This is a genomic window from Paenibacillus luteus, assembly GCF_006542765.1.
In the GTDB taxonomy this organism is placed as follows: Bacteria; Bacillota; Bacilli; order Paenibacillales; family Paenibacillaceae; genus Pristimantibacillus; species Pristimantibacillus luteus.
Genome location: NZ_SKCD01000028.1, coordinates 1 through 26,127 on the forward strand (window position 1 = coordinate 1; position 26,127 = coordinate 26,127).

Consider the following 26,127-nt stretch of genomic DNA (forward strand, 5'->3'; position numbering starts at 1 on the left):
ATGGCGGAGGGGAACCACGCGTTCCCATACCGAACACGACCGTTAAGCCCTCCAGCGCCAATGGTACTTAGACCGCAGGGTCTTGGGAGAGTAGGACGTCGCCAAGCACGAGAGACCTATCGCATGTAATGCGATAGGTTTTTTGTTTTATAAAGAAGATATAGATTTGGAAATACAAAATAGGTATGAATCATCCGTTGATTAGTGCTCGTTTCATTATGCCGCAAGGCAAGGAACGAGCTTTTATCTGTTTATTTGACCCTATTCATGTATAAACAGGCTTCATGCGCACCAAGCTATTAAAAAATGATTTTGTTCCAGCACTTGACCTTTTTCTAAAATTGCATATAATAAAATCAAAGTCAAAGAAAGTCAAAGTCAGTTGTCCGAATATTCGGTGTATAATGAATTTGACTGAAAAAGGCTTATTGAATGAAATGTTTCATCTTAGGCTTTATTGGTTATTTCTCAGGGAGGTTGGTGGTTTGCGAAACATTTCCGATCTCATCGAACAGTATTTGAAGCTTATGCTCCAAGACAGCCCGGGGGGCGCAGTGGAAATTCAACGCAATGACTTGGCTGACAAATTTTCTTGTGTACCGTCGCAAATCAACTATGTCATCAGCACTCGATTTACCATGGAGAAAGGATACATGGTTGAAAGCAAGCGCGGAGGCGGAGGCTATATCCGAATACAACGGGTTGATCTTCCGGCACTGAAGGCGATTCAATTCCATATCGAGGAAACGGTAGGGGAATGTGTTGATCAAGGTGCTGCGGAAGGACTAATTTATCAGCTGGAAGAAGCAAACCTCATCACAAAGCGCGAAGGGAATTTGCTTCGAGCAGCGGTGCATCGGGATACGATTACATTAAAGCTGCCGCTGCGGGATGAGATAAGAGCGAGACTGCTTAGATCCATGCTGATCTCATTGCTGGTCAAATAAAGCGATGCCGTGTATACCGAGGGGAGGGATCAGGCTTTTGTATTGCCAAGAATGCGGCAAAAAGCCAGCAACGCTTCATTTTACGAAAATCGTTAACGGTGAGAAAACTGAATTTCACATTTGTGAAAGTTGTGCTCGCGAGAAGGGCGAGGGCATACCAGGCGCACCTAACAGCTTCTCTATCCATAGTTTATTGTCAGGGCTTTTGGATTTTGAGCATATGGGCAGCTCGGGTGTGGGTGGGGCTGCGAAGCAGCCAGTGCTGCGCTGTGAGGATTGTGGCTTAACATACACGCAGTTCAGCAAGATCGGCCGCTTTGGCTGCAGCTCTTGTTATCAGGCGTTTGCGGATAAGCTTGATCCCCTTCTCAAAAGGGTTCACAGCAGCACCATACACAGCGGTAAAATACCCAAGCGTTCAGGCGGGCAAATTCAGTGCAAGCGCGAAATCGAACAGCTGAGACGGGATTTGCAAGCCAAAATAGAGCATGAGGACTTTGAGAGCGCAGCTCAGCTGCGTGATCGAATACGTGAGCTGGAACGCAAAATTGCAGACCTGTAGGCTGGCATAGAAGGAGTGAGTCAAACTCTTGACTAAGCATCGATTTTCACAGCACGCGCTAAGCGAATGGATGAAGGATGATGGTCCGGAATCGGAAATTGTCATTAGCAGCAGAGTGCGCGTTGCTCGAAATTTACGTCATCAGCCCTTTCCCTTGCTTGCTACGGATCAGCAGTCGAAGGATGTAATGGATCAATTGACTGAAGTGAGCCAAAGCGGTAAGCTGCAGTCGATAGGTTCTTTTGAAACCATCATCTTGTCGGATCTAAGTGAGCTTGATAAAAGGGTGCTTGTCGAAAAACATTTAATTAGTCCTAACTTAGCGAATGAATCGCAATGCGGGGCTGTTATTTTAAGCGATAATGAATCTGTAAGCATAATGATTAACGAAGAAGATCATTTGCGCATTCAATGTCTATATCCGGGATTCCAAATCCAGGAGGCATGGACGTTGGCCAGCGGAATTGACGATATTTTTGAAGAAGCTGCTGATTATGCTTTCGATGAAAAGCGTGGATATTTAACGACATGCCCGACAAATGTCGGCACAGGCATCAGGGCATCGGTTATGATGCATTTGCCGGCACTCGTGCTAACCTCGCAAATTAATCGTATTTTATCAGCGGTGACGCAAGTTGGGCTCGCGGTAAGAGGGCTCTACGGGGAAGGCAGTGAAGCACTAGGGAATTTGTTTCAAGTGTCGAATCAAATTACGCTTGGACAGTCCGAAAATGAGATTATTGACAATCTCTACAGTGTGGCCAGACAAATTATCGAACACGAGAAAGCTGCCCGCAAGCGGCTGATGCAGGAATCGCGACTGAGAACGGAGGATCGCGTGAAGCGGTCGTATGGCATCTTGTCGTATGCTTCCATTATGGATTCGAAGGAATCGGCTCAGCGACTGTCAGATGTACGGCTTGGTGCAGATCTCGGAATATTGACGAATGTAACGCCACAAATGTTGAATGAGCTTTTGGTAATGACTCAGCCCGGATTTTTGCAGCAAACCTTCGATGAGAAGATGAGCCCGGAGCAGAGGGATTTCAGGAGAGCAGAACTCATACGCAAGCAATTGCGTGGTGAAAAAGGCCATGGGGGTGCATCAATATGATGTTTGGAAGATTTACGGAACGAGCACAGAAGGTGCTGGCATTGGCGCAAGAAGAAGCAGTCCGCTTAGGACATAACAATATTGGAACAGAGCATATTTTACTTGGTCTCATTCGTGAAGGGGAAGGAATCGCGGCCAAAGCTCTTATCGGACTAGGTCTTGGACTTGAAAAAATTCAAGATGAGGTCGAAGCATTAATCGGACGCGGACAAGAGCAGCCAAACAACATTGCTTATACGCCGCGTGCGAAGAAAGTCATTGAGCTTTCCATGGATGAAGCGAGAAAGCTAGGTCATACGTACGTAGGTACAGAGCATATTCTGCTTGGTCTTATTCGCGAAGGAGAAGGCGTTGCGGCACGTGTGCTGAACAACCTTGGAATTAGTCTGAATAAGGCACGCCAGCAAGTGCTGCAGCTGCTTGGTAGCAGCGAGGCGGTGTCAAGCAATCATGGCTCGCCAGCCAATGTTAGCACGCCAACGCTGGATGGTCTTGCTAGAGACCTTACCGCCTATGCGAAGGAAGGAAATCTGGATCCCGTTATTGGACGGAGCAAAGAAATTGAGCGTGTTATCCAAGTTCTAAGTCGCCGGACAAAAAACAATCCAGTTCTAATCGGTGAACCTGGGGTTGGTAAAACAGCCATTGCTGAAGGGCTCGCACAAAAAATTATCGAGAATGAAATTCCTGAGACATTGCGGGATAAGCGTGTAATGACGCTGGATATGGGCTCTGTAGTTGCGGGTACCAAGTACCGTGGTGAATTTGAGGATCGACTGAAAAAAATTATGGATGAGATTCGCCAGGCTGGCAATATCATTCTATTCATTGATGAGCTTCATACCTTGATTGGAGCAGGCGGAGCAGAGGGCGCGATTGATGCTTCAAACATTTTGAAGCCAGCGCTTGCTCGGGGCGAGCTGCAGTGCATAGGTGCAACGACGCTTGACGAGTACCGCAAATATATTGAGAAAGACGCCGCACTTGAGCGTCGCTTCCAGCCAATTACGGTAGATCAGCCTTCACCGGAAGAAGCGATTCAAATTTTGTATGGACTTCGTGATCGTTATGAAGCCCATCACCGTGTGAAAATTACGGATGAAGCCATTGTGCAAGCCGTTAAGCTGTCTGATCGTTATATTCCGGACCGTTTCTTGCCGGATAAAGCCATTGACCTTATCGATGAAGCTGGTTCCAAGGTACGCTTGCATTCCTACACTGTACCGCCGAATTTGAAACAGTTGGAGAACCGTTTGGAGGATATCCGTAAGGAGAAGGATGCCGCGGTTCAAAGCCAGGAGTTTGAGAAGGCTGCTGCACTTCGTGATACAGAGCAAAAAATTCGTGAAGAACTGGATATCACCAAAAACCAGTGGAAAGAAAAGCAAGGCCGTACCGATTCTGAAGTAACGCCTGAGGATATTGCTCAAGTCGTTGCAAGCTGGACGGGTATCCCGGTTAGTAAATTGGCTGAGGAAGAAACTGAGCGTCTTCTTAAAATGGAGGATATCCTCCATGACCGCATTATCGGCCAAGACGATGCCGTCAAATCGGTATCAAGAGCCATTCGCCGTGCGCGTGCCGGTCTGAAAGATCCTAAACGCCCGATCGGGTCGTTTATCTTCTTGGGCCCAACAGGCGTTGGTAAGACGGAGCTGGCTAGAGCGTTAGCTGAAGCGATGTTTGGTGATGAGAATGCCGTCATTCGGATTGATATGTCAGAGTACATGGAGAAGCATTCCACTTCACGTCTTGTCGGAGCGCCTCCAGGCTATGTTGGATACGAAGAAGGGGGGCAGCTCACTGAGAAGGTACGTCGTAAGCCCTACTCGGTTGTACTGCTCGATGAGATCGAGAAAGCTCACCCGGAAGTATTCAATATCCTTCTGCAAGTGCTAGAGGATGGCCGCTTGACGGATTCCAAAGGGCGCGTTGTCGACTTCCGCAACACCTTGATTATCATGACGTCGAACGTTGGCGCCGATCAAATCAAACGTAATTCCTCGCTCGGCTTCACAGCCGTACAGGATGCAGGGCGCGACTTCTTGCAAATGAAGGATAAAGTTCTGGCAGAGCTGAAGAAAAGCTTCCGTCCAGAGTTCCTGAACCGTATTGATGAGAGTATCGTATTCCATTCACTGGGTGAAGAGCATATTGCTCAAATCGTTACATTGATGTCAGATGAGCTTCGCAAGCGTCTGCGCGAGCAAGATGTTGATTTCATATTGACGGAAGCTGCGAAAAATTTCCTCGCGAAGGAAGGCTACGATCCGCAATACGGAGCGCGTCCACTGCGCCGTGCTATTCAGAAGCATATTGAGGACCGGTTGTCCGAGGATTTGCTTATGGGCAAAATCCAAAAGGGCGATACGTTCACGATTGATGAAAAAGATGGCGGTCTAACGGTTACCAAGTCCGTCTCGGAGCAGGAACCAGAAGAATCCACTGCGAAATAAGGCTAAAATAAAAACAACCCCGCAACCAGAAATTATGGCTGCGGGGTTGTTTTTATGTCGTGCAACAATTGACAATGAGAATCATTATCGTATAATAAGAATAAAGCGGTACATTGAATGGGAGGAAAAACGATGATCGTCGTTACAAATACAATTAAAGTGAAAACGGGACATGGAGAAACCGTGGCCAAACGTTTTGAAAATTCAAAGGGCATTGACCAGTCTTCAGGCTTTGTACGAATGGAAGTTCTTCTGACAGAAGGGCTGCAGGAATACGATCAGCTCAAAGTCAGCACGACATGGATAGACAAAGCTGCTTTCGAAGGATGGGTCAATAGCGACTCTTTCAGGCAAGCACATGCGCATCGCGGCAACCAGCAGCAAGGCGCAGATGGACAACCAACGGAGTGCGTAATGCTCGGTTCACAGTTGACGACGCACCGTGTACTTGTTGCGAGGCAAACAGGGTAGAGGTTTAATCAAACGTGATTACGTTTAAGCGTAGTGTGTTTTCGTCATAAATGAATGTGATGCAAGGGCCTTTATGCTTGCTCTCTTATCCACTGTGGATAACGAGAGCCTTTTTTTATGCCCATTTGATGAAAGCGCTTGTGGGGATATGTTGATGTCCTGTGGATAATGTTGATGTAATGTTAATAAGTCTGTGGATAAAATATATTTTTGCTAAAAAGGACAAGCTTAACTGTGGGCAAAACGTTAAAGCTACGCACATTTCCGAATTCATCAACAATGTGGGTTTATACCTGACTCATAAAATGGTAAACTTTATATAGTGTCATTTTAAGCAAAATCGCTAGGGATGGCTTCAAATTTTTAAGCTAGCCATAACGTTTAAGGAGTATAGAATGGCCAAAATCAAATCAAAGTTTGTATGTACAGAATGCGGGACCGAATCGGCAAAGTGGCTCGGAAAATGCCCAGGCTGCCATGCTTGGAACTCTATGGTGGAAGAGAAAGAAACCGTTGTGAAGACGAAGGGCGTCGGATTGTCTTCGTTTCATGCGAAAGAAAAGCCGCAGTCCATCATACATATAGAAAGTGGGCAAGAGCCTCGTATTGAAACAAGGATGTTGGAGCTTAACCGGGTACTAGGCGGAGGCGTTGTTCCAGGCTCGCTTATTCTTGTAGGCGGTGATCCGGGAATCGGAAAATCAACACTGCTGCTGCAAACCTCTCACGCTCTTGCGGTGAAAGGACTCAAGGTGCTTTATATTTCTGGAGAGGAATCTGTACGTCAAACAAGACTTAGAGCTGACCGGCTTGGTGCGCTTACGGAAACGCTTTATGTATTATGCGAGACCAATATGGAGCAAATTAATGATGCCATTGAATCGGTCCAACCTGATTTTCTTGTTATTGATTCCATTCAAACCGTATATGATCCCAATGTACAATCAGCCCCAGGCAGCGTGTCTCAAGTACGAGAATGTACAGCACACTTTATGAGGGTAGCCAAGATTAAAGGGATCGCTACGGTGTTAGTTGGCCATGTGACGAAGGAAGGCGCAATTGCAGGGCCAAGATTGCTTGAGCATATGGTGGATTGTGTTCTTTATTTTGAAGGGGAACGACATCATACGTACCGGATTTTAAGAGCAGTGAAGAATCGGTTTGGATCGACGAATGAGATAGGTATCTTCGAGATGGGCGAGGATGGCCTCAGAGAGGTATCAAATCCTTCCGAGCTGTTCTTGTCTGAGCGTCCTCTCGGCGTATCCGGCTCGACCGTTGTAGCGAGCATGGAAGGTACAAGACCGGTGCTCGTAGAACTGCAAGCGCTCGTTGCGACTACAAATTTCCCTTCTCCGCGGAGGATGTCTACCGGCATAGACCATAATCGGATGGCACTTATCATTGCGGTATTGGAGAAGCGAAATGGGATGTTCTTGCAGACACAGGATGCGTACTTGAATGTCGCAGGAGGCGTGAAGCTTGATGAGCCAGCTGTAGATCTTGCAGCTGCGGTTAGTATAGCATCCAGCTTTCGCGATGCGCCGACGAAGCCTTATGACGTTATTTTTGGCGAGGTTGGGCTCACAGGTGAAGTCAGGGCAGTATCTCGTGCCGAACAACGGGTGAAGGAAGCGGAGAAGCTTGGATTTAAACGCGTTATTATGCCAGAGAAAAGCTTAAAGGGCTGGAAGCCGCCCGCTGGCATCGAAATTATTGGCGTAAGCACAGTGTCAGAAGCACTTAAGGCAGCGCTTGGATAGGGGGCAGACGATGAAGGAACCTACTCAGCTTGAAATCATGAACCAATTGTTGCAATTAGTCGCACCAGGTACCCCTTTTCGTGATGGACTTGAGAATGTGCTTCGGGCGAAAACGGGAGCTTTGCTTGTTGTCGGCTATAGTCCTGAAGTAATGGAAGTTGTAGATGGAGGTTTCTCCATCAATTGCGACTTCTCACCGAACTATTTGTATGAGCTTGCCAAGATGGATGGCGCAATTATTTTGAGTGAGGATATGCGCCGCATCTTATATGCCAATACACAGCTTATACCGAACAGCTCGATCCCTTCGATTGAAACGGGTATTAGGCACCGTACGGCTGAACGAGTTGCCAAGCAAACAGGCAAGCTCGTCGTGTCTATCTCGCAGCGCCGAAATATCATTACCCTGTATCAGGGGAACCTTCGGTATTCGCTAAAGGATATGGGCGTTATTTTGACGAAGGCGAATCAGGCGATCCAAACGCTCGAGAAATATAAAGCGGTACTAAGTCAATCCTTTACCAACTTGTCAGCTCTTGAGTTTGAGGAGCTTGTCACACTGCAAGAGGTTGCGCATGTCATCCAGCGTGTTGAAATGGTACTGCGCATCAAAATGGAGATCAAACGTTATGTCAATGAGCTTGGCACCGAAGGGCGTCTCATCAGCATGCAAATGGATGAATTGGTTGGCGGAGTAGAAGAGGACGCTTGGTATTTGCTTAAGGATTATGCCAAAGAGAATTCCGACGAGAAAATTCGGGAAATACGGGCAGGCCTCAAGAAGCTCAGCTCGGAAGAGCTGCTTGATGCTCCACCGATTATCCGTTTGATCGGTTACTCTCATACGAGCAACATGAATGATGAATCCGTCTCCCCACGCGGCTATCGCTTACTGAACAAAATACCTAGGTTACCGCTTATTATCATGAATAATCTCATCGAACGATTCGGACGGTTGCCTCATATTCTGATGGCCACGATCGAGGAATTGGATGAGGTAGAAGGCATTGGCGAGGTCAGGGCCCGGGCGATAAAGGAAGGGCTCAAGCGCATCCAAGAGCAGATGTTCATTGACAGGCAAATCTAAATCCCATACAATGGATTGAATGTGGTCCTGTAACGTGAAGGTACATTCGTTAAGGTTTTTGGGGCATAGTAGAGAAGAGGTGGAAAAGATGATCGTAAAATCGATACCGAGCCTTCTCACGGTGGGGAACTTATTCCTTGGAGTAATCGCCATCATTCTTGTATTTAATGAAAAACCAGATACGGCGGCAATGATGGTGCTAATCGCCATGCTGCTCGACGGTGTAGACGGACGCGTTGCTCGGGCGCTAAACGTTCAAAGTGAATTTGGTAAGGAGCTGGACTCTTTATCTGATGTGATTTCGTTTGGTGTAGCGCCTGCATTCATTATGTATGTTGTAGCGTTTCAAGATCTTAATCCAGCGTTGGCTTGGATTATTACAGCATTGTTTCCGATCTGTGGCGCATTGCGGCTTGCCCGCTTTAATGTGATTTCAAGCGCGCCTGGTTACTTTATTGGCTTGCCGATCCCGGCTGCTGGCGGTGTACTGGCGACATTAGCGCTTTTCAAAGATGACATTTACGTATCAGTGCTGCTTACAAGCACACTAGTGCTTGCGCTGCTAATGGTCAGCACCGTTAAATATCCGAATTTCAAAAAGGTTGGCATCCCCAAAAGCGCAGTATGGGTTGTCCCTATCATCATTGTTATATCTGTGGTGCTCGGTTTGGTATTCAAAAATCACTTATCTAAAATCGTGTTTGTACCGCTGTTGCTTTACGCGCTGTACGGCCTAAAAAAAAACGTTGATCGCCGATTGCCCAAACGAAACCGGAAAAGGAAGAAGCGGGAAGAAGCTTCGGACGATTCCGTTAAGTCAGAGAAGCCGGCGTGAACTGGTTGAAACAATAAAAATAGCGTTCCTAATCACAAATTATTGTGTTTAGGAACGCTATTTTTTTGTTTATAACATTAAATGATAAATAATTAACAAATAAAACAATATCTAAATCAGAAACATTATAATAAATGCAAGCGGGAAGTCGCATAATAACAGTTATACGACATTTTTAGACACAATATTCGAAAATGTTACTTACTATTATATGCCATTAATGCCATCAATACAACTTTCTATTTAAATCTATAGGAAGAAAGACCTTTTTAATTAGGTCGTTAGGTATGACCGATTAATAATTCCTCGACATAATCAGAAGCGGATTTCGTTAACTGTTCAACCGTATGCAAATATCGCTGCGTCGTATTAATATGCGAATGACCTAATGATTCCTGAACCTGCTGCAAGGATGCGCCATTTAATAAGGCTAATGTAGCATTAGTATGCCTTAGCCAATGAGGGGTAACGGGTTTATCCAATCCACATTTCAGACAGGAAGCTTTGATCATCCGTTCCACCTGTCTCGTTGTAATGCTAAAGATTTGTTCTTCTGATTTGCTCGATAGATGCGGCTTTGTACTTAACAGCTCCGTGTAAAGCATCCATAAATGACGGGGAACCTTGATCTCCCTTATTTTTCCGCCTTTGCCTCGTGTAACCGTAAGCCATACGGTTGATTCCATTGGGTCTGAATAAAAATCACACCAGCGAACGGCACAAAGCTCCGATACTCGCAAGCCGAGCAGGAGGAGGCTTAGGGCGATTAAATAATTGCGTTTGTTATCATGTTGTAGAAAATGCAGCAATTTTTTCACTTCATTTTTCGTGAGAAAGTGCTTTTTACTCATCAGAGGGATGACAGGCAGACGCACACTGCTTGTAGGATTGTGATTAAATAATCCAATATTGGGATCACTTCCCCATTTGTACATAGATTTAATGGCTGCCATCGTAACGGAAATGGAAGCTGGAGCAAGCGGCAGTTCGTTTTTCTCTTTTTTTACAGCCATAAGAAATAACTTAAAGGCTTCGATTTCCCTCCAGGTTATTTCGTTTAAATTCCGATAGGATATAAAGTTCCGGAAGCGTTCGATGGCTCTGAAATAACTCTTGTAGGTATGCTCTGATCTGCTGCGATTGCTTAAAAACATCTGGATTTTTTGCTCATCGGTAAATTTTATTTCTTTCTCTTTTAATACCTGTATCGAACGTTTTTCCTCTGCATATGACTCTGTTTTCACCAGAAATCCTCCTCATGTTGTCGTATAACTGTTATTATGCGACACCTAGCCGCGTGTATCATTTTTCTAAGCCTATAGACTATATTTTACAAAAAAAGTTACAAAAGCAACCATTATGCCATTTTAACTGGGTTGAAGAGGAGAAGCGAATGTCGATTAGTCCAGGCTATGCGGAAGTAGTTTCCTTACAGCAAACCAACGCGGGAAGTTGGATGAAGTACTTGATGTATAAAAGCCCGGCTACTTACCGGCACTGTGTCAGAGTAGCTCTGTTAGCCGAAATTATCGCGCCGTATTTAAATCTTTCTGAGCAAGATAATGCCTCGTTCATCAGAGGGTGTTTCCTGCATGATGTAGGCAAGGTAAGGGTGCCTAACGATATTTTGCATAAAAAAGAACACTTAAGTGAGTGGGAATGGAACATCTTGCGCAAGCATCCGGTATATGGGGAAGATATTTTGAAAAATCATTCGTTTTTTGATGCCAATATTTTGGATTTGGTGCGGCATCACCATGAAAGATATGATGGGGAAGGATATCCTGCTGGGATGTATGGCAAGTCCATTCCTTTATTCGCGAGAGCATGCTCCGTTATTGATGCTTTTGATTCAATGCTGTCTGTACGTCCATACCGTAAGCCGTTTACTAAAGAGCAGGCTTATCAAGAGTTGAGTAGAAATAGGAATACGCAGTTTGATGGAAAACTCGTAGATATGCTGATTTCGATTTCAACCGAAGAAATGTCCCTTTATTTCAGTTATATTTATTCGAAAGAAAAGTAGGCGGCACAAAAAAGCTTTGAGGAGAAGGTTCCCTCAAAGCTTTTTTTCTTGTTTGTATAGTTACGTTAAATTAAACAGGCCTAGTGTCGTGCACTTGTCGTACTCGTCAGCAATAACCTCATCAAGTTGAATGTCGAGCAAATTGCATAACGCAGTCATGTAAAATAAGTTGCGGCCTAGCTCGGCCTTCAGGACGTCGCGGCAATGCTCGCAGACAGCTCCTGAGAGATGGCTTTGCAGCGTCTCTTTGGCGTGCTCAAGATCAGAGTCGTCGGAATACTGCTGCTTACGGGCGTTTAGTTCGATGCAGCCGCAATCGGTCACGGCTTTCGTGACGGCGCGGTTAACGGAAGAACCAGCTTGACCAAATTTTGACATGACATCTAGCAAGCTGCGGTGCCGGAGCAGCAATTCGGATACTTGCTGCTGAAATTGATCCAGTGTAGGAGCGCTCATCGGTTCCACCTCTTTCACCAACCTCATAGGATGTGATCTTATTTTCCATTATAAGCTTCCTTAGCGCTGTTTTCAAAATGTGAATTATTAAAAATTATAAATCTTTGTATGAAATGATCGCCTCTAGGGTTAACAAGCCAATTATTGGAACATAATTGTAATGGAGGTGAACCATAATGGTTAGACGAATAATTCAACTAATGGGTATGATGTTTGGTGGTATGGCAGGCGGAGAAGTATACGGATGGATCTACGGAGCGGCCGTATGGTCAGGCTCATCCTTCGGAATGATGCAGCGATCCGGCACTTATTACATGAATGTAGCCATTGGTGCGGTTTTTGGTGTGGTTGTGGCAACGATGCTAGCAGGACAAATCATTCGGATGATGAATAAGGGAGCGGAGCAGGCGGCAGAGCTGCCTATGCAAAAGCTGATTGCCGGTGCGGGCGGTTTGCTCGCGGGTCTATTGCTTACCGTATTGCTTTATCCAGCAGTCGCAGGTCTAGAGGGGCTAGGCAGACTCATTCCTGCCGTGATGATGGTATGCTTCGGTTATTTGGGCTTTCATATTGGTCTGCATAAGCAGGAGGAGCTGGCAGAAGGCTTTGCTGCCCTGCTGGAGAGGCGCAGGAGTGTGCCAGCTGCAGATGAAGCGGGAGGATACGAAGAGCATAAGATACTGGATACGAGCGTTATCATCGACGGCCGTATTGCTGATATTTGTAAAACAGGTTTTATAGAAGGAACATTGGTCATTCCCGAATTTGTACTGGAGGAGCTTCAACATATTGCAGACTCTTCGGATTTGCTCAAACGCAACAGAGGACGGCGTGGCCTGGACATTTTGAACAAGATTCAAAAAGAGCTTGATGTGAAGGTGCTTATTTACGAAGGAGACTTCGAGGAGATTGGCGAGGTGGACAGCAAGCTTGTCAAGCTGGCTAAAGCTCTTCACGGCAAGGTAGTTACGAACGATTTTAATTTAAATAAGGTATGTGAGCTGCAAGGGGTATCTGTACTAAACATTAATGATTTGGCTAATGCAGTGAAGCCTGTCGTCCTGCCTGGAGAAGAAATCATCGTTCAAGTGATAAAAGACGGCAAAGAGCATGGACAAGGCGTAGCTTATTTAGACGACGGAACCATGATCGTGGTAGAGGGCGGACGTGAATATATCGGCACAACGATGGAAGTGCTGGTAACGAGCGTGCTGCAAACGTCTGCGGGCCGAATGATATTTGCAAAGCCGAAGCTGTTGGAAAAAGCGCTGTAACAAGGTATGATAGTACTATTGTTTAAGCGCAAACGGCTGACGCCGCCATGGTGGCGGACAAGCTCGTTTCGCAGTGAAATATAAGCAGGTTAATGGACGTGAGTCTTCTGGCTGCTTATGTTTTAACACAGTGTGAGGCGGGTCGAGGCATGGGAGCAGATTGGGGAGTTATCATCGTTGCAGCCGGAAGAGGCACAAGGATGGGGACGAAGGAGAGCAAGCAATATTTGCAGCTAGGGGACAAGCCTATTCTTGTTCATACTCTAGAGCTGTTCCAGTCGATGGATACGGTGAAGGAAGCTGTGCTGGTTGTAGGAAGCGATGATGTGGAGCGGTGCCGCAGTTGGGTAACGCATTATGGGATAACCAAGGTGAAGTCCGTTGTCGCCGGTGGCGATGAGCGCCAGCATTCCGTTTACTGCGGGCTGCAGGCGCTATCGACGGACTGGGTGATGGTACATGACGGGGTACGTCCGCTTGTTACGGCTGCAGCTGTACAGGCTTGCTGTGCAATGGCGGAGCAAAGCGGCGCTGCGGTGCTTGCTGTTCCGGTGAAGGATACGATTAAACAAGTGGATGAAGCGGGTGTAATCGTTTCAACACCAGACCGCCGAAGCTTGTGGGCGATTCAAACGCCGCAAGCTTTTCGTCGTGTCCTGCTGCTCGAAGCGCATGAACGCGCGCGTGAAGAGCAATTCATCGGAACCGATGATGCTATGGTCGTTGAGCGGTTAGGGGCTAACGTCATTGTTGCGGAAGGCGAATACACAAATATAAAAATTACGACGCCTGAAGATTTGCCGTGGGCGGAATTTTTGCTCACGAAGCGTCGTGCCGATCAGGCAGAGGGGAACGGTGGGCAAGAATGATTCGAGTTGGACAGGGGTTTGATGTGCATCAATTGGTAGAAGGGCGTCCTTGTATTATTGGGGGAGTAACGATCCCATATGAGAAAGGACTACTTGGTCACTCTGACGCAGATGTTCTGCTGCATGCGGTGACGGATGCGATATTGGGAGCGCTCGGGCTTGGCGATATCGGCAAGCATTTCCCGGATACGGATGCCGCATTCAAAGATGCGGACAGCTTGAAATTGCTGGAGGAAATTTGGAAACTGGTGCGTGAACGCGGCTATAAACTCGGCAATATTGACTCTACCATTATTGCGCAGCGTCCGAAAATGCTGACCTACATTCCGCAAATGGCGGAAATTATTGCGAATGCGCTTGAGGCTGATGTGAGCCAAGTGAACGTTAAGGCGACCACGACAGAGCAGCTTGGTTTTGCGGGACGCGGTGAGGGAATTGCGGCACAATCCGTTGTCTGCCTCATCAAGGATGTGCTATGATCGGGAATATTCAACTTTAATGCAGTAGCGGCGTGGGACAAAATTTTGAGGAGGCATTTGAGATGACAGCAGAGGTTCGGGTTCGTTATGCCCCGTCTCCAACGGGACATTTACATATTGGCAATGCAAGAACGGCATTATTCAATTATTTGTATGCAAGAAATCAAGGCGGAAAGTTTATTATTCGGATTGAAGATACCGATGTAAAGCGGAATGTAGCGGGCGGAGAAGAAAGCCAGCTTAAATATTTGAAATGGCTCGGCATCGATTGGGATGAGAGCATTGATATCGGTGGGGGCTATGGTCCATACCGACAGACAGAGCGTCTTGATATTTACAGCCAATATTGGCAGCAGCTGATTGATCAAGGGCTTGCCTATCGCTGCTATTGCACGGAGGAAGAGCTTGAGCGGGAGCGCGAGGAGCAAACGGAGCGCGGAGAGACACCTCGCTATTCCGGACAGCACCGTAACTTGACGGAAGAGCAGCGGCAAGCTTTTGAAGCAGAGGGTCGTGTGCCAAGCATTCGCTTCCGGGTGCCTGAAGGACGGACCTATTCCTTTGACGATATCGTAAAAGGTTCAATCAGCTTCGATACAACGGAGATGGGCGACTTCGTCATCGTGAAGAAAGACGGTATACCGACATATAACTTTGCGGTTGTATTGGATGACTACTTGATGAAAATTAGCCATGTGCTCCGTGGTGAGGATCATATCTCGAATACGCCTCGCCAGCTCATGATTTACGAAGCTCTCGGCTGGGAGCCGCCGCAGTTTGGTCATATGACGCTAATCGTCAATGAGCAGCGCAAGAAACTGAGCAAACGCGATGAGTCGATTATTCAATTTATTTCCCAATACGATGACCTCGGTTATTTGCCAGAGGCCATGTTTAACTTTATTACACTGCTTGGCTGGTCACCGGAAGGCGAACAGGAGATTTTCACCCGTGAGGAGCTTGTTGCTGTCTTTAACCCGGAGCGTTTGAGCAAAAGCCCGGCTGTATTCGATACGCAAAAGCTGAGCTGGATGAACAACGAATATTTGAAAAAAACAGATTTGTCGCGAGTGGTAGACCTTTGTTTGCCGCATTTGCAGGAAGCGGGCCGGGTTGCTTCAGAGCTTGATGCGGAAGGCCGCGCATGGGTGACTGACCTTGTCGCGCTTCACCAGGACAAGCTTCGTTCTGCTTCGGAGATCGTGCCCATGACAGAGCTCTTCTTCCGCGACACGGTGGAGGATGAAGAAGAGGCCGTGACTGTGCTGGCTGAAGAGCAGGTGCCAACCGTACTTCAGGCGTTTTTGACGCTGATTGAAGCGGGCGGATCTCCGTTTGGAGTGGATGGCATTAAAGAAATGATTAAGGCTGTGCAGAAGGAAACCGGCTTTAAAGGCAAACAGTTGTTTATGCCGATCCGTGCAGCACTTACTGGTCAAACACATGGTCCTGACCTTAACCAATCGCTTGCTTTGCTAGGCAAAGAAAAAGTTGCTGAGCGGCTGCGTACCCGTCTGACAGGCTACGGGGTTTGAACGATTTCGGCAGATCTCCAAATGAGGTGGACATAATGTCCTTGTCACATTTTTGGGTATTCGGTATACTATGTCTAATAAATGAATGAATTGAACGGCCATGAACAGGAGAAGTACGTTTGCTTGTGGATTCGCAGAGAGGACAACCGTCATTCGAATCGGCGTCGCATCAAGATGTGGCAAGGAGAATATAGAATGTGGCTGCAAGTTGTCTGGTCCGCCGAACGGAAATATGCACCTGGGAGCCTTGTTCCGAGCTGCTTCAGCAAGAGAAACACGATCATATGGATAAAGCGTTCCCGTTTTATCTTCGATGACGATGTACATCTGGCTAGGCAGGGTAGGCAGCAACGTATCGTCTGCGTTAAAGACCTTGAGACGAACAAGCTTCAGCGCAAGCTGGCTCCTTGTTCAAGCAGAGTGGAACCGCGAGTTTACACGCCTCTGCAGCATATGATGCTGCGGGGGCTTTTCTTTTTTTATAAGGAATTTATGAGCGTTTGAAAAAAAGGAGCATTGCTTATGTTTCGTCATTTCCAATCGGACATTCAAGCGGTATTCGAGAATGATCCTGCTGCCCGAAGCCGTTTCGAGGTTGTCTTCACGTATTCCGGCTTGCATGCGATATGGGCGCATCGTATTGCACACCCTTTATACCGCAAAGGATACTTTACGCTTGCGCGAATGGTCTCTCAAGTGAGCCGCTTTATGACAGGTATTGAGATTCATCCCGGGGCTCAAATCGGAGACCGTCTGTTTATCGATCATGGCATGGGCGTCGTCATAGGAGAAACCTGCGAGATCGGGGATGATGTTGTCATCTACCAGGGCGTAACGCTTGGCGGAACGGGCAAGGAAAAAGGGAAGCGTCATCCGACTATTGGCAATAATGTAGTTATTGGCTCTGGAGCGAAGGTGCTTGGTTCGTTCGAAGTGGGGGAGTTCTCTAATATCGGATCGAATGCGGTAGTGCTGAGAGAGGTTCCTGCCAATTGTACAGTAGTGGGCAATCCCGGCCGCGTAGTTAAACGGAACGGGCAGCGCGTTGGCGATCGGCTTGACCATACGCAGCTTCCTGATCCGGTCATAGAAATGTTCCGCACGATGCAAAAGGAAATCGATGATTTGAAAACCGAACTGAAGCAGCTTCGGGAACCTGTAGCTGGAGGAGAAATACGAAAATGACAGTATCTTTGTTCAACACCCTATCCAGGCAAAAAGAAACGTTTGTCCCGCAAGAGCCGGGGAAAGTGAAAATGTATGTCTGTGGACCCACCGTATATGATTATATTCATATCGGCAACGCGCGGCCCGTTATTTTCTTCGACGTTGTCCGCCGTTATTTGGAGGATGTCGGAAATGAAGTACAATATGTTGTGAATTTCACTGATGTTGACGATAAGCTGATTCGCAAAGCAGAGCAATTGGGAACGACTGTGCCAGAAGTTGCGGAGAAGTTTATTGCAGCGTTTTATGCAGATATTGAGGCGCTTGGCGTTCATAAAGCGACGCTTAATCCGCGTGTAACGGAGCATATCCCTCAGATCATTGCGTTTATTCAAGGGCTGATCGACAAAGGCTATGCTTATATGAGTGAGGGTGACGTTTACTACCGTACGGCTGCATTTGCAGATTACGGGAAGCTGTCCCATCAAAATATCGAAGAGCTGCAGTTCGGCATTCGGGTTGAGATTGGCGATCGTAAAGAGAATCAGCAGGATTTTGTGTTATGGAAGGGTGCCAAGCCGGGAGAAATTAAATGGGAAAGTCCATTTGGCGAAGGTCGTCCGGGCTGGCATATAGAATGCTCAGCCATGGCCCGTGCTTATCTTGGAGACACGCTGGATATTCACGGCGGGGGACATGATCTGCAGTTTCCGCATCATGAGTGCGAATGCGCGCAATCCGAGGCTTTAACAGGCAAACCGCTTTCGAATTACTGGATGCACAACGGTTATATTCACATTAACAACGAGAAAATGTCCAAATCGCTTGGCAACGGCATTACAGTACATGAGCTGGTGAAGCGGGTAAAGCCGAATGCTTTGCGTTACTTTATGCTCTCTACCCATTACCGGAGCCCGCTGAATTTCAGTGACGAAACGGTGGCTCAAGCGGAAAACAGCGTGGAGCGAATTGCAAACAGTGCAGCGAATCTTAAGCACAGGCTTGCTGCCTTAAAATCAGAGCTGCCGCAAGCAGGGCATGGAACGAGTGGTCTTATTCCATCGGGCGATGATGCATTGGATTCGAAGCTAAAGTCAATTCATGAACAATTCCATGCCAAAATGAGCGATGATTTTAATACGCCTGATGCGATAACGTCTATCTTTGATCTTGTTGCTGAGGCTAATCAATATTTAAATCGTGCGGATGCTGCTGCAGGCGCTATCCTTGCTTTGCTTACCTTGCTGGAGCGTATGGATGCTGTCCTTGGACTGCTGCCGCAGCAGCAAGCGGATGCCGAGCTGCTGGATGCGGATATTGAACAGCTGATTGTAGAGCGTACCGAAGCCCGCCAATCTAAAAATTGGGCTAGAGCGGATGAGATACGGGTACTGCTCACGGAAAAGAACATCGTGCTTGAGGATACGCCGCAAGGTATCCGCTGGCGGCGCAAATGAGCGAGCACATCGATACAAATATGCTGCTCTTTCATCCGCCTTCCAAAAAGCCGCAGCTAATGAATCCTGTTATCCTGGCGTATATAGGGGATGCGGTCTTTGAATTGCTCGTACGGCAATATTTAATTTCGCTTCCGAATCAGAAATCACATCATATTCATCGAGAAGCAACGAAATTTGTGTCCGCCAAAGGACAAAAAAGAACGCTGGACCGCTGGCAGCCACATTTAACAGAGGAAGAGGCGGACATTGTCCGCCGGGGCCGCAATGCCAAGTCTGGCACGCCACCTAAAAATGCCGATCTTGCCGATTATCGGCTCGCTACCGCTTTGGAGAGTCTCGTAGGCTACCTGTATTATGAGGGGCGCATGGAAAGATTGCATGAATTGTTTGATATTGCACTGGGAGAACAACCCAAACCATAGATGATGGGCTTTGAATCTGATTAAAATGAAATGAGGAGGGTGACCGATGACTGAAGAAATCATTCAGGATGAAATGATCGCCGGTAAGCACCCTGTGCTAGAGGCGCTGCGTTCAGGACGTGAGATTAATAAGATATGGATTGCCGATGGTGCTCAGAAAACACTGACGCAGCCGATCGTTGCAGAAGCCAAGAAGTCCGGTATCGTTGTCCAATTCGTGGACAAAAGAAAGCTGGACAGCTTGACTCCGGGCGTAACGCATCAAGGCGTAGTTGCTCAAGCGGCAGCTTTCGCTTATGTAGAGGTAGAAGAGATTCTTGAGCGGGCAAAGCAACGGGAGGAAGTTCCTTTTGTTTTACTGCTGGACGAAATCGAGGACCCACATAATCTAGGTTCAATTCTCAGGACTGCAGAATGCACCGGCGTGCATGGTGTCATTATCCCGAAGCGCCGCTCCGCTAGCTTGACGGCTACGGTGTTGAAGACTTCTGCTGGAGCAGCTGAGCATGTGCCGGTAGCCCGCGTAACGAATCTGGCACAAACAATCGATAAATTGAAGGAAGCGGGCGTCTGGGTAGCGGGTACCGATCTTAGCGCATCGCAAGACGTATACAAAATGAAGTTTGATATGCCGCTTGCGATTGTCATTGGAAACGAGAGTAAAGGCATGGGCAGACTCATCAAGGAAAAATGCGATTTTCTCGTTAAGCTGCCAATGCTTGGCCAATTAAATTCGTTGAACGCATCCGTTGCGGCGGGCGTGCTTATGTATGAGGTCGTTCGGCAGCGTCGGGGTATTTAGACCATGAATCGGCGCGACGATATTTTATTAGTCGACGGGTATAACATGATTGGGGCTTGGCCGGTACTTGAGAAGCTGAAGGAGTATGACTTGGAGGAAGCCCGGGATAAACTGCTTGATATGCTCGCTGATTATCAGGGATTCACCGGCATGCAGGTATTTGTGGTGTTTGATGCGCACCAAGTACCTGGGATTGGGGCCACGTACCGGCAGCACAAGCTGACGATCGTCTATACGAAAGAGAAAGAAACGGCTGATGAATGTATCGAGCGTCTTTGCTCCGAGCTGTTCGTTCGGCGCCGGAACATTTATGTTGCGACGTCTGATTTGGTGGAGCAGCATGTGGCCTTTGGCAAGGGAGCTCTTCGCGTATCCGCTCGGGAGCTGCTGATCGATATCGGGCAAAACAAAAGAAACATCGAACAATCTCTTCGTGAAGACAAGCCTGGGAAGCGAAATTCGGTAGACGGGATCGTGAGCTTGGAGATTCGTAGCAAGCTTGAGAGGTTAAGGCGAGGCGAGAAAGACGCAGATTAGATCCTTTGAATAAGAAGGAAACGGTTGGAAATTCCACAAAGTTACAAAATTGCTAGTAAATCAATGGTTTCAGCAACTCGGATTGGTTGACGGTGTAAGGTTACATAATGTATACTGACTCTATTATTAGCGATAAGAACGTGAGGATTTTGCTTGATATCCTTTCTTATCTTTCGACGTGAAGCGCTGCTAGTTTCCTAATGTTGGATACAGTTAGAACGGTTTGCGTGAATAAGAATCTAGCGGTGTACGCCTTGCAGGCCGGAGGGATAGTTCGTGAGTATCGACCTCAAAGAATGGAGTACGCTTGAGTATGACAGCAGTACGGACGAGGATATCGTCGAAGCGGTCCGCAATGGCGACAGCATAGCGTTGGAATATTTGATTAACAAGTATAAGAATTTCGTAAGAGCGAAGGCTCGCTCGTATTTTCTTATCGGTGCGGATCGTGAAGATATCGTACAGGAGGGTATGATTGGTCTATACAAGGCAATTCGTGATTTTAAAGGGGACAAGCTAGCAAGCTTCAAAGCCTTTGCAGAATTGTGTATAACGAGACAAATTATTACCGCCATCAAAACAGCCACGCGTCAGAAGCACATCCCGCTTAATTCCTACGTATCGCTCGATAAGCCCATTTATGATGAAGATTCGGATCGCACGCTGCTTGATGTCATTTGTGGCACACGCGTTTCTGATCCCGAAGAATTAATCATTAACCAAGAAGAATTCATTGGACTGGAAGACAAAATGTCCGAAATTTTAAGCGATCTTGAACGTAAGGTGCTTATGCTTTATTTGGACGGAAGGTCCTATCAGGAAATTGCTGTCGATTTGGATCGGCATGTGAAATCCATTGACAATGCCCTTCAACGCGTAAAGCGGAAGCTGGAGCGTTACTTGGAAGTCAGAGACATTAGCGGTTAACCGCATTCATATTTACATCGTGAATAACGAGGACTGTCTTCCATCTGGCGGTTTCAGATGAGATATGCGGTCCTTTTTGTTTTAAATGGGTAAAACTAGACTATACTGATAGATACGAGCCCGGTGTCAGCGTTGTTACCAATTATTCGTAGGCGGAACAGCTATCTTTTACATTGACATCAAAATTGCGGTATGCTAAAGTGTTTAGGTAGGCCTAAATTCGAGGTTTTTTTTCGTTTTGGCGTTGGAATCAATGAACTTTCATATAGAGCTTCATGATTCGTATTTTGTAGCAGTTCGGGAGGTGTAATTCAATGCGGGTAATTATCACGTTGGCATGCACAAACTGCAAACAGAGAAACTATGCGAGCAGCAAGAACAAACGCAATCACCCCGACCGCATCGAGTTGAAGAAGTTTTGCAAGTTCTGTAACGAGCAGACTCCTCATCGCGAGACGAGATAGTCAATTGGAGGTGTGAACGTGGCATTTTTGGCTAAACTAAAGCAAAGCTTTGGTACAACGTTTAGTTTTTTTGCCGACAGCTGGGCGGAACTTAAGAAGGTTCGCTGGCCAAGTCGTAAAGAGTTAGTGAGCTATTCGATCGTGGTTTTGCTTACGATCACGCTTGTAACCATTTACTTCTGGCTTCTTGACATCGGGATCTCGTCTCTGGTTGAACTCATTGTTTAAGAAGGGTCCAAAGGTGGATTTGTGATGGAAAAAAGATGGTACGTCGTGCATACCTATTCAGGCTATGAGAACAAGGTGAAAGCCAATTTGGAGCGCCGTGTTGAATCAATGGGCATGGAAGACAAGATTTTCCGTGTGCTAGTTCCTATGGAAGAAGAAGTGGTAGAGAAGGATGGTAAGAAAAAGACTGTCCAACGTAAAGTCTACCCCGGTTATGTTCTGGTGGAAATGGTTCAAACCGACGATTCGTGGTACGTTGTTCGTAATACGCCAGGCGTAACTGGATTTGTAGGATCAACAGGTTCCGGTTCAAAACCGATTCCTCTATTGCCAGATGAGGTTGAGCAAATTCTCAAGCACATGGGCATGGAAGAGCCAAAACCGAAAATCGAGTTCGATCTGAAAGAAACCGTTCGCGTCAAAGTAGGTCCTTTCGCAGATTTTGTTGGTACAGTAGAAGAAATTTTGCTGGACAAAGCGAAGTTGAAGGTTCATGTAAACATGTTTGGCAGGGAAACCCCGCTGGAGCTGGATTACACTCAAGTGGAAAAGATATAATATCTGGTTTCTATAACCCACCTGGGTTAAACCGGTGGTGGTTTGGAGGCGAAGTAACAACGCTTCTTACAGAGGCGGATGTTATTTACGCATGGAATAAAGGGTTAGGAGGTGTCAGGCATGGCAAAGAAAGTCATCAAGATGGTCAAACTGCAAGTTCCTGCAGGTAAAGCAAACCCAGCGCCGCCGATCGGTCCAGCACTTGGTCAAGCAGGCGTTAACATTATGGCGTTTTGTAAAGAGTTTAATGCTCGTACCGCGGATCAAGCAGGATTGATTATTCCAGTCGTTATTACAGTATTTGAAGACCGTTCTTTCACTTTCGAGACAAAAACGCCGCCGGCAGCAGTATTGCTACGCGTCGCAGCTGGAATCGAAAAAGGTTCAGGCGAACCGAATAAGAAAAAGGTCGCTACTGTAAAACGTGACAAAGTTCGCGAAATCGCTGAGCAAAAAATGCCGGATCTTAACGCAGCTTCTGTTGAAGCAGCAATGCGTATGGTTGAAGGTACTGCTCGCAGCATGGGCGTAACTATTGTTGACTAATACCGCGAGGTAGCTTGCTTTGCGTTAGCTTCGGCTTTCGCGAGTGGGAGGATCATCCTTAGGAGGATTTTCCGCTACAACCACATGAGGAGGAAATTACAATGGCTAAACAAGGTAAAAAATATGTAGAAGCTGCTAAGCTTATTGATAGCGAAGCAACATACGAGCCTTTGGAAGCGATCGAGCTTGTGAAGAAGGCTGCAACAGCTAAATTCGACGAATCCGTTGAAGTAGCAGTTCGTTTGGGTGTAGACCCACGTAAACAAGACCAAGCTGTTCGTGGTGTAGTTGTACTACCACACGGTACAGGTAAAACAAAACGCGTTCTCGTTTTCGCAAAAGGCGAAAAAGTGAAAGAAGCGGAAGCTGCTGGTGCTGACTTTGTTGGCGATGCAGACATGATCAACAAAATCCAACAAGGCTGGTTCGAATTCGACGTTTGCGTAGCAACGCCGGACATGATGGCTGAAGTTGGTAAACTTGGACGTATTCTTGGTGGTAAAGGCTTGATGCCGAACCCTAAAGCTGGTACAGTAACGTTTGACGTTGCTAAAGCCGTTCAAGAAATCAAAGCCGGTAAGATTGAATACCGTCTTGACAAAGCAGGTCAAATCCATGCTCCAATCGGTAAAGTATCTTTCGATGCTGAGAAACTCAACGAGAACCTCAAATCATTGATCGATGCGCTTAACCGCGCTAAACCGGCTGCTGCAAAAGGTATTTACCTGAAAAACATTGCCGTTTCTTCGACAATGGGCCCTGGCGCTCGTGTTTCAACAGCGATTTATCGCTAAGAAGAACGGAACTAAATTCGAATACGCATACCGTAGACAGTAGGTGCCATAAGGCTTAATTTCCTACCGAGGTGTTATGATAAAACGTTTGTGAGCAATATTCGATCCATTCGGATTGATGCGCGATAACGACATCATGGCCTTCGCAGTGTCTGCGAAGGCCTTTCTCATGCATCGAGGCGTGGAAAGCCCGTCGTAATTAACGGAATGTATACTATTACGGGAGGTGTACAGTTTGGCTAACGCAAATATCATCCAAGAGAAACAAGAGGCAGTTGCAGTTATTGCAGCGAAAATTGCTTCTAGCTCCAGTACAGTTGTAGCTGACTATCGTGGACTGAACGTTGCGCAAGTAACTGAACTTCGGAAACAACTTCGTGAAGCAGGAATCGAATTCCAAGTTCTTAAAAACTCGCTCGTTCGTCGCGCAACAGAAGGTACGGATTATGTAGAATTGAACAGCATTCTTACAGGTCCTACTGCAATTGCATTCGGTAACGAAGACGCTGTTGCTCCAGCTAAAATTTTGAACAACTTTGCTAAGAAAAATGAAGCTTTGAAACTTAAAGGCGGCATTGTTGAAGGTAAAGTGGTTTCACAAGAAGAGATCAAAGCACTTGCGGAACTTCCGTCCCGCGAAGGTTTGCTCTCTATGCTCCTCAGCGTATTGCAAGCTCCAGTGCGCAACTTCGCCCTTGCGGTTAAAGCAGTCGGCGAGAAGCAAGAAGCACAAGCATAAGATACGAACCTTTTCAGCACGGAACCGGCGAAAGCCGGCTGTATGATAAACCAAAAAAAATAAACCATATTCCCGGAGGTATAATCATGTCTAAAGAACAAATCCTAGAAGCGATTAAAGTTATGAACGTTCTTGAACTGAACGAGCTTGTTAAAGCAATTGAAGAAGAATTCGGCGTAACTGCAGCAGCTCCAGTAGCAGCAGCAGGTGCTGGAGCTGCTGTTGAAGCTGAGCAAACTGAATTCGACGTAATCCTTAACGGTGCTGGCCCATCGAAAATCAACGTAATCAAAGTTGTTCGCGAAATCACAGGTCTTGGCCTGAAAGAAGCGAAAGACTTGGTTGATAGCGCTCCTAAAGCTGTTAAAGAAAAAGTTGCTAAAGAAGAAGCAGAAGCAGTTGCAGCTAAGCTTACTGAAGCTGGCGCTTCCGTAGAAGTTAAGTAATATCGCTTCAAAACAATATGCTGATCATGCGATTGTACGATGAATCGGCTGGCGAGCCCCTTGAACCGTCAGGTTTCAAGGGGCTCGTTGTATGTTAAAGGATAAGAATGTATAAGTCTTCGGCTTATACATTCTTATCCTTCAACGCCAAACGAACCATTGTCGCAACGGCAGGGTGAACGTCGTTTGCGCGGTTTCGATGTTATAAAGGGGGTGATCGGTTATGTCGAATCATTATTACTCTCAGAGTCCGGATGTGAAGCATAATCGTAAGGTTCATGAAGTGTCTCTTCGCGGCTATTCTTTCCGATTTATGACGGATGCCGGCGTTTTCTCGAAATCAGGTGTCGATTATGGCAGCCAGGTTTTAATAGATGTATTAGAGATAGATGCTGCTGCAAAGGTACTTGATGTCGGATGCGGCTACGGGCCAATTGGTCTTACAGCGGCGAAGCTTGCGGAGCATGGACATGTGACCATGATCGATATCAATGAAAGAGCAGTTGAGCTCTCCATTGAAAATGCGAAGTTAAATGCGATTTCGAACGTAACCGTATTACAAAGCGATGTATATGAATCTGTTCGTCATTTAAAGTTTGATGTTATTATTACAAACCCTCCCATTCGCGCTGGCAAAGCGGTGGTCCACCGGATTTTTGAGGAAGGCTACGAATTGCTGGAGCAAGGCGGCAGTATGTGGGTTGTTATTCAGAAAAAACAAGGGGCGCCTTCGACGCAAGCGAAGCTGGAGTTGTTGTTCAGTGAAGTGGAAGAGGTCACCAAGGATAAAGGCTATCGCATTTTTCGAGCTGTAAAAGGCTAGTCGAATCAAGCAATAGTTGTTTTGAAAATATCTTTGAAAATAGAATTATATTTATTGACTTGACTTTTTAGATATGGTAAAATTATAAAATGTCAGCATTAAATTGGGCTCCATCTCTTTAGTTAACTAAAATGTCAAGTGTGAATTTTGAGCGCGGAATGCATAAGTTTTACACATTTGACGTATAATGTTTACGTTTTGGGCAAAATTATTTGATATGAGACTATCGCGGTCCGCGCTGTGATTGGTTTACTGCCGGAACATGCTCTTTTTTCGAACTATTCGATAAGGGCTTTTCTTTATTTGAGTATATAGACGGCTGGTCCGTCTATGGTGACAC

The 26,127-nt window shown here is 46.5% G+C and carries 30 protein-coding genes, 1 rRNA gene and 1 other annotated feature; of the genes, 29 read left to right on the top strand and 2 right to left on the bottom strand.

Annotation, left to right across the window (positions count from 1 at the left end; translation table 11 throughout):
• The 9 genes from rrf to pssA all read left to right on the top strand — a co-directional run.
• Window positions 1-107: ribosomal RNA gene (rrf, locus tag E0496_RS20950) — 5S ribosomal RNA — on the top strand; the annotation flags it as partial.
• 378 nt (window positions 108-485) lie between these two features.
• Window positions 486-947, top strand: coding sequence for a CtsR family transcriptional regulator (locus E0496_RS20955; RefSeq protein ID WP_141503770.1), 462 nt, complete (start codon window positions 486-488; stop codon window positions 945-947).
• Between the two features lie 37 nt (window positions 948-984).
• Complete coding sequence (locus tag E0496_RS20960) at window positions 985-1,509, top strand: protein-arginine kinase activator protein McsA (RefSeq protein WP_141503771.1); 525 nt, start codon at window positions 985-987, stop codon at window positions 1,507-1,509.
• A 28-nt stretch (window positions 1,510-1,537) separates the two neighbouring features.
• Window positions 1,538-2,623 (top strand): protein-arginine kinase McsB, encoded by a 1,086-nt coding sequence (locus E0496_RS20965; RefSeq protein WP_141503772.1) that lies wholly within the window; start codon window positions 1,538-1,540, stop codon window positions 2,621-2,623.
• The gene (clpC, locus tag E0496_RS20970; protein WP_141503773.1) at window positions 2,620-5,079 is read left to right on the top strand and encodes an ATP-dependent protease ATP-binding subunit ClpC; all 2,460 of its coding nucleotides are present in this window, start codon (window positions 2,620-2,622) and stop codon (window positions 5,077-5,079) included. Before E0496_RS20965 ends, clpC begins: the two co-directional genes overlap by 4 nt.
• 132 nt (window positions 5,080-5,211) lie before the next feature.
• Window positions 5,212-5,550 (top strand): antibiotic biosynthesis monooxygenase, encoded by a 339-nt coding sequence (locus E0496_RS20975; protein WP_141503774.1) that lies wholly within the window; start codon window positions 5,212-5,214, stop codon window positions 5,548-5,550.
• 395 nt (window positions 5,551-5,945) lie between these two features.
• Entirely contained in the window at window positions 5,946-7,313 is a 1,368-nt protein-coding gene (radA, locus tag E0496_RS20980) for a DNA repair protein RadA (RefSeq protein ID WP_141503775.1), read from the top strand.
• Window positions 7,314-7,323: 10 nt separating this feature from the next.
• On the top strand, window positions 7,324-8,400 hold the full coding sequence (gene disA, locus E0496_RS20985) for a DNA integrity scanning diadenylate cyclase DisA (RefSeq protein WP_141503776.1): 1,077 nt from the start codon (window positions 7,324-7,326) through the stop codon (window positions 8,398-8,400).
• 88 nt (window positions 8,401-8,488) lie between these two features.
• Window positions 8,489-9,235: a CDP-diacylglycerol--serine O-phosphatidyltransferase gene (gene pssA / locus E0496_RS20990; protein WP_141503777.1), complete on the top strand. Its 747-nt coding sequence runs from the start codon at window positions 8,489-8,491 to the stop codon at window positions 9,233-9,235.
• Between the two features lie 281 nt (window positions 9,236-9,516).
• Here pssA and E0496_RS20995 read toward each other — a convergent pair whose 3' ends face one another.
• Complete coding sequence (locus tag E0496_RS20995) at window positions 9,517-10,479, bottom strand: tyrosine-type recombinase/integrase (protein ID WP_241674915.1); 963 nt, start codon at window positions 10,477-10,479, stop codon at window positions 9,517-9,519.
• On the opposite strand from E0496_RS20995, the gene E0496_RS21000 reads away from it, so the two are divergent.
• Window positions 10,464-11,261, top strand: coding sequence for an HD-GYP domain-containing protein (locus E0496_RS21000; protein WP_141503778.1), 798 nt, complete (start codon window positions 10,464-10,466; stop codon window positions 11,259-11,261). The genes E0496_RS20995 and E0496_RS21000 overlap by 16 nt on opposite strands.
• A gap of 60 nt (window positions 11,262-11,321) precedes the next feature.
• Here the strand turns inward: E0496_RS21000 and E0496_RS21005 are convergent, their stop codons facing one another.
• On the bottom strand, window positions 11,322-11,717 hold the full coding sequence (locus E0496_RS21005) for a nucleoside triphosphate pyrophosphohydrolase family protein (RefSeq protein WP_141503779.1): 396 nt from the start codon (window positions 11,715-11,717) through the stop codon (window positions 11,322-11,324).
• A 176-nt stretch (window positions 11,718-11,893) separates the two neighbouring features.
• On the opposite strand from E0496_RS21005, the gene E0496_RS21010 reads away from it, so the two are divergent.
• The 19 genes from E0496_RS21010 to E0496_RS21100 all read left to right on the top strand — a co-directional run bounded on the left by E0496_RS21010 (window position 11,894) and on the right by E0496_RS21100 (window position 25,787).
• Complete coding sequence (locus E0496_RS21010; protein ID WP_141503780.1) at window positions 11,894-12,991, top strand: PIN/TRAM domain-containing protein; 1,098 nt, start codon at window positions 11,894-11,896, stop codon at window positions 12,989-12,991.
• 149 nt (window positions 12,992-13,140) lie between these two features.
• On the top strand, window positions 13,141-13,860 hold the full coding sequence (gene ispD / locus E0496_RS21015; RefSeq protein ID WP_141503781.1) for a 2-C-methyl-D-erythritol 4-phosphate cytidylyltransferase: 720 nt from the start codon (window positions 13,141-13,143) through the stop codon (window positions 13,858-13,860).
• A complete protein-coding gene (gene ispF, locus E0496_RS21020; protein ID WP_141503782.1) occupies window positions 13,857-14,339 on the top strand; it encodes a 2-C-methyl-D-erythritol 2,4-cyclodiphosphate synthase in 483 nt (160 codons plus the stop codon). Before ispD ends, ispF begins: the two co-directional genes overlap by 4 nt.
• A 62-nt stretch (window positions 14,340-14,401) precedes the next feature.
• Window positions 14,402-15,874: a glutamate--tRNA ligase gene (gene gltX / locus E0496_RS21025; protein WP_141503783.1), complete on the top strand. Its 1,473-nt coding sequence runs from the start codon at window positions 14,402-14,404 to the stop codon at window positions 15,872-15,874.
• Window positions 15,875-15,955: 81 nt separating this feature from the next.
• The gene (locus tag E0496_RS21030; protein ID WP_206669829.1) at window positions 15,956-16,378 is read left to right on the top strand and encodes a hypothetical protein; all 423 of its coding nucleotides are present in this window, start codon (window positions 15,956-15,958) and stop codon (window positions 16,376-16,378) included.
• Window positions 16,379-16,396: 18 nt separating this feature from the next.
• A complete protein-coding gene (cysE, locus tag E0496_RS21035; RefSeq protein ID WP_141503785.1) occupies window positions 16,397-17,059 on the top strand; it encodes a serine O-acetyltransferase in 663 nt (220 codons plus the stop codon).
• Entirely contained in the window at window positions 17,056-18,498 is a 1,443-nt protein-coding gene (gene cysS / locus E0496_RS21040) for a cysteine--tRNA ligase (RefSeq protein ID WP_141503786.1), read from the top strand. The genes cysE and cysS overlap by 4 nt, the downstream gene beginning before the upstream one ends.
• Window positions 18,495-18,923, top strand: a complete 429-nt coding sequence (locus E0496_RS21045) for a Mini-ribonuclease 3 (RefSeq protein ID WP_141503787.1) — start codon at window positions 18,495-18,497, stop codon at window positions 18,921-18,923. Before cysS ends, E0496_RS21045 begins: the two co-directional genes overlap by 4 nt.
• 46 nt (window positions 18,924-18,969) lie before the next feature.
• Window positions 18,970-19,725 carry a 23S rRNA (guanosine(2251)-2'-O)-methyltransferase RlmB gene (rlmB, locus tag E0496_RS21050; RefSeq protein ID WP_141503788.1) on the top strand — a complete coding sequence of 252 codons (756 nt, stop codon included), beginning with the start codon at window positions 18,970-18,972 and terminating at the stop codon, window positions 19,723-19,725.
• 3 nt (window positions 19,726-19,728) lie between these two features.
• Complete coding sequence (locus tag E0496_RS21055; RefSeq protein ID WP_141503789.1) at window positions 19,729-20,262, top strand: NYN domain-containing protein; 534 nt, start codon at window positions 19,729-19,731, stop codon at window positions 20,260-20,262.
• Window positions 20,263-20,538: 276 nt separating this feature from the next.
• A complete protein-coding gene (gene sigH, locus E0496_RS21060; protein ID WP_053373882.1) occupies window positions 20,539-21,189 on the top strand; it encodes an RNA polymerase sporulation sigma factor SigH in 651 nt (216 codons plus the stop codon).
• Window positions 21,190-21,503: 314 nt separating this feature from the next.
• Entirely contained in the window at window positions 21,504-21,653 is a 150-nt protein-coding gene (gene rpmG / locus E0496_RS21065; protein ID WP_015847242.1) for a 50S ribosomal protein L33, read from the top strand.
• Window positions 21,654-21,671: 18 nt separating this feature from the next.
• Window positions 21,672-21,881: a preprotein translocase subunit SecE gene (gene secE / locus E0496_RS21070; protein ID WP_141503790.1), complete on the top strand. Its 210-nt coding sequence runs from the start codon at window positions 21,672-21,674 to the stop codon at window positions 21,879-21,881.
• 24 nt (window positions 21,882-21,905) lie between these two features.
• Complete coding sequence (gene nusG, locus E0496_RS21075) at window positions 21,906-22,439, top strand: transcription termination/antitermination protein NusG (protein ID WP_054025341.1); 534 nt, start codon at window positions 21,906-21,908, stop codon at window positions 22,437-22,439.
• A 120-nt stretch (window positions 22,440-22,559) separates the two neighbouring features.
• On the top strand, window positions 22,560-22,985 hold the full coding sequence (gene rplK, locus E0496_RS21080; RefSeq protein ID WP_028609671.1) for a 50S ribosomal protein L11: 426 nt from the start codon (window positions 22,560-22,562) through the stop codon (window positions 22,983-22,985).
• 101 nt (window positions 22,986-23,086) lie between these two features.
• Window positions 23,087-23,779, top strand: a complete 693-nt coding sequence (gene rplA / locus E0496_RS21085; protein ID WP_141503791.1) for a 50S ribosomal protein L1 — start codon at window positions 23,087-23,089, stop codon at window positions 23,777-23,779.
• A 12-nt stretch (window positions 23,780-23,791) separates the two neighbouring features.
• Window positions 23,792-23,957, top strand: a sequence feature (ribosomal protein L10 leader region).
• 57 nt (window positions 23,958-24,014) lie between these two features.
• Window positions 24,015-24,518, top strand: coding sequence for a 50S ribosomal protein L10 (gene rplJ / locus E0496_RS21090; protein ID WP_141503792.1), 504 nt, complete (start codon window positions 24,015-24,017; stop codon window positions 24,516-24,518).
• A gap of 86 nt (window positions 24,519-24,604) precedes the next feature.
• On the top strand, window positions 24,605-24,964 hold the full coding sequence (rplL, locus tag E0496_RS21095; RefSeq protein WP_141503793.1) for a 50S ribosomal protein L7/L12: 360 nt from the start codon (window positions 24,605-24,607) through the stop codon (window positions 24,962-24,964).
• A 223-nt stretch (window positions 24,965-25,187) separates the two neighbouring features.
• Window positions 25,188-25,787 carry a class I SAM-dependent methyltransferase gene (locus E0496_RS21100; RefSeq protein ID WP_141503794.1) on the top strand — a complete coding sequence of 200 codons (600 nt, stop codon included), beginning with the start codon at window positions 25,188-25,190 and terminating at the stop codon, window positions 25,785-25,787.
• Window positions 25,788-26,127 lie beyond the last annotated feature (340 nt).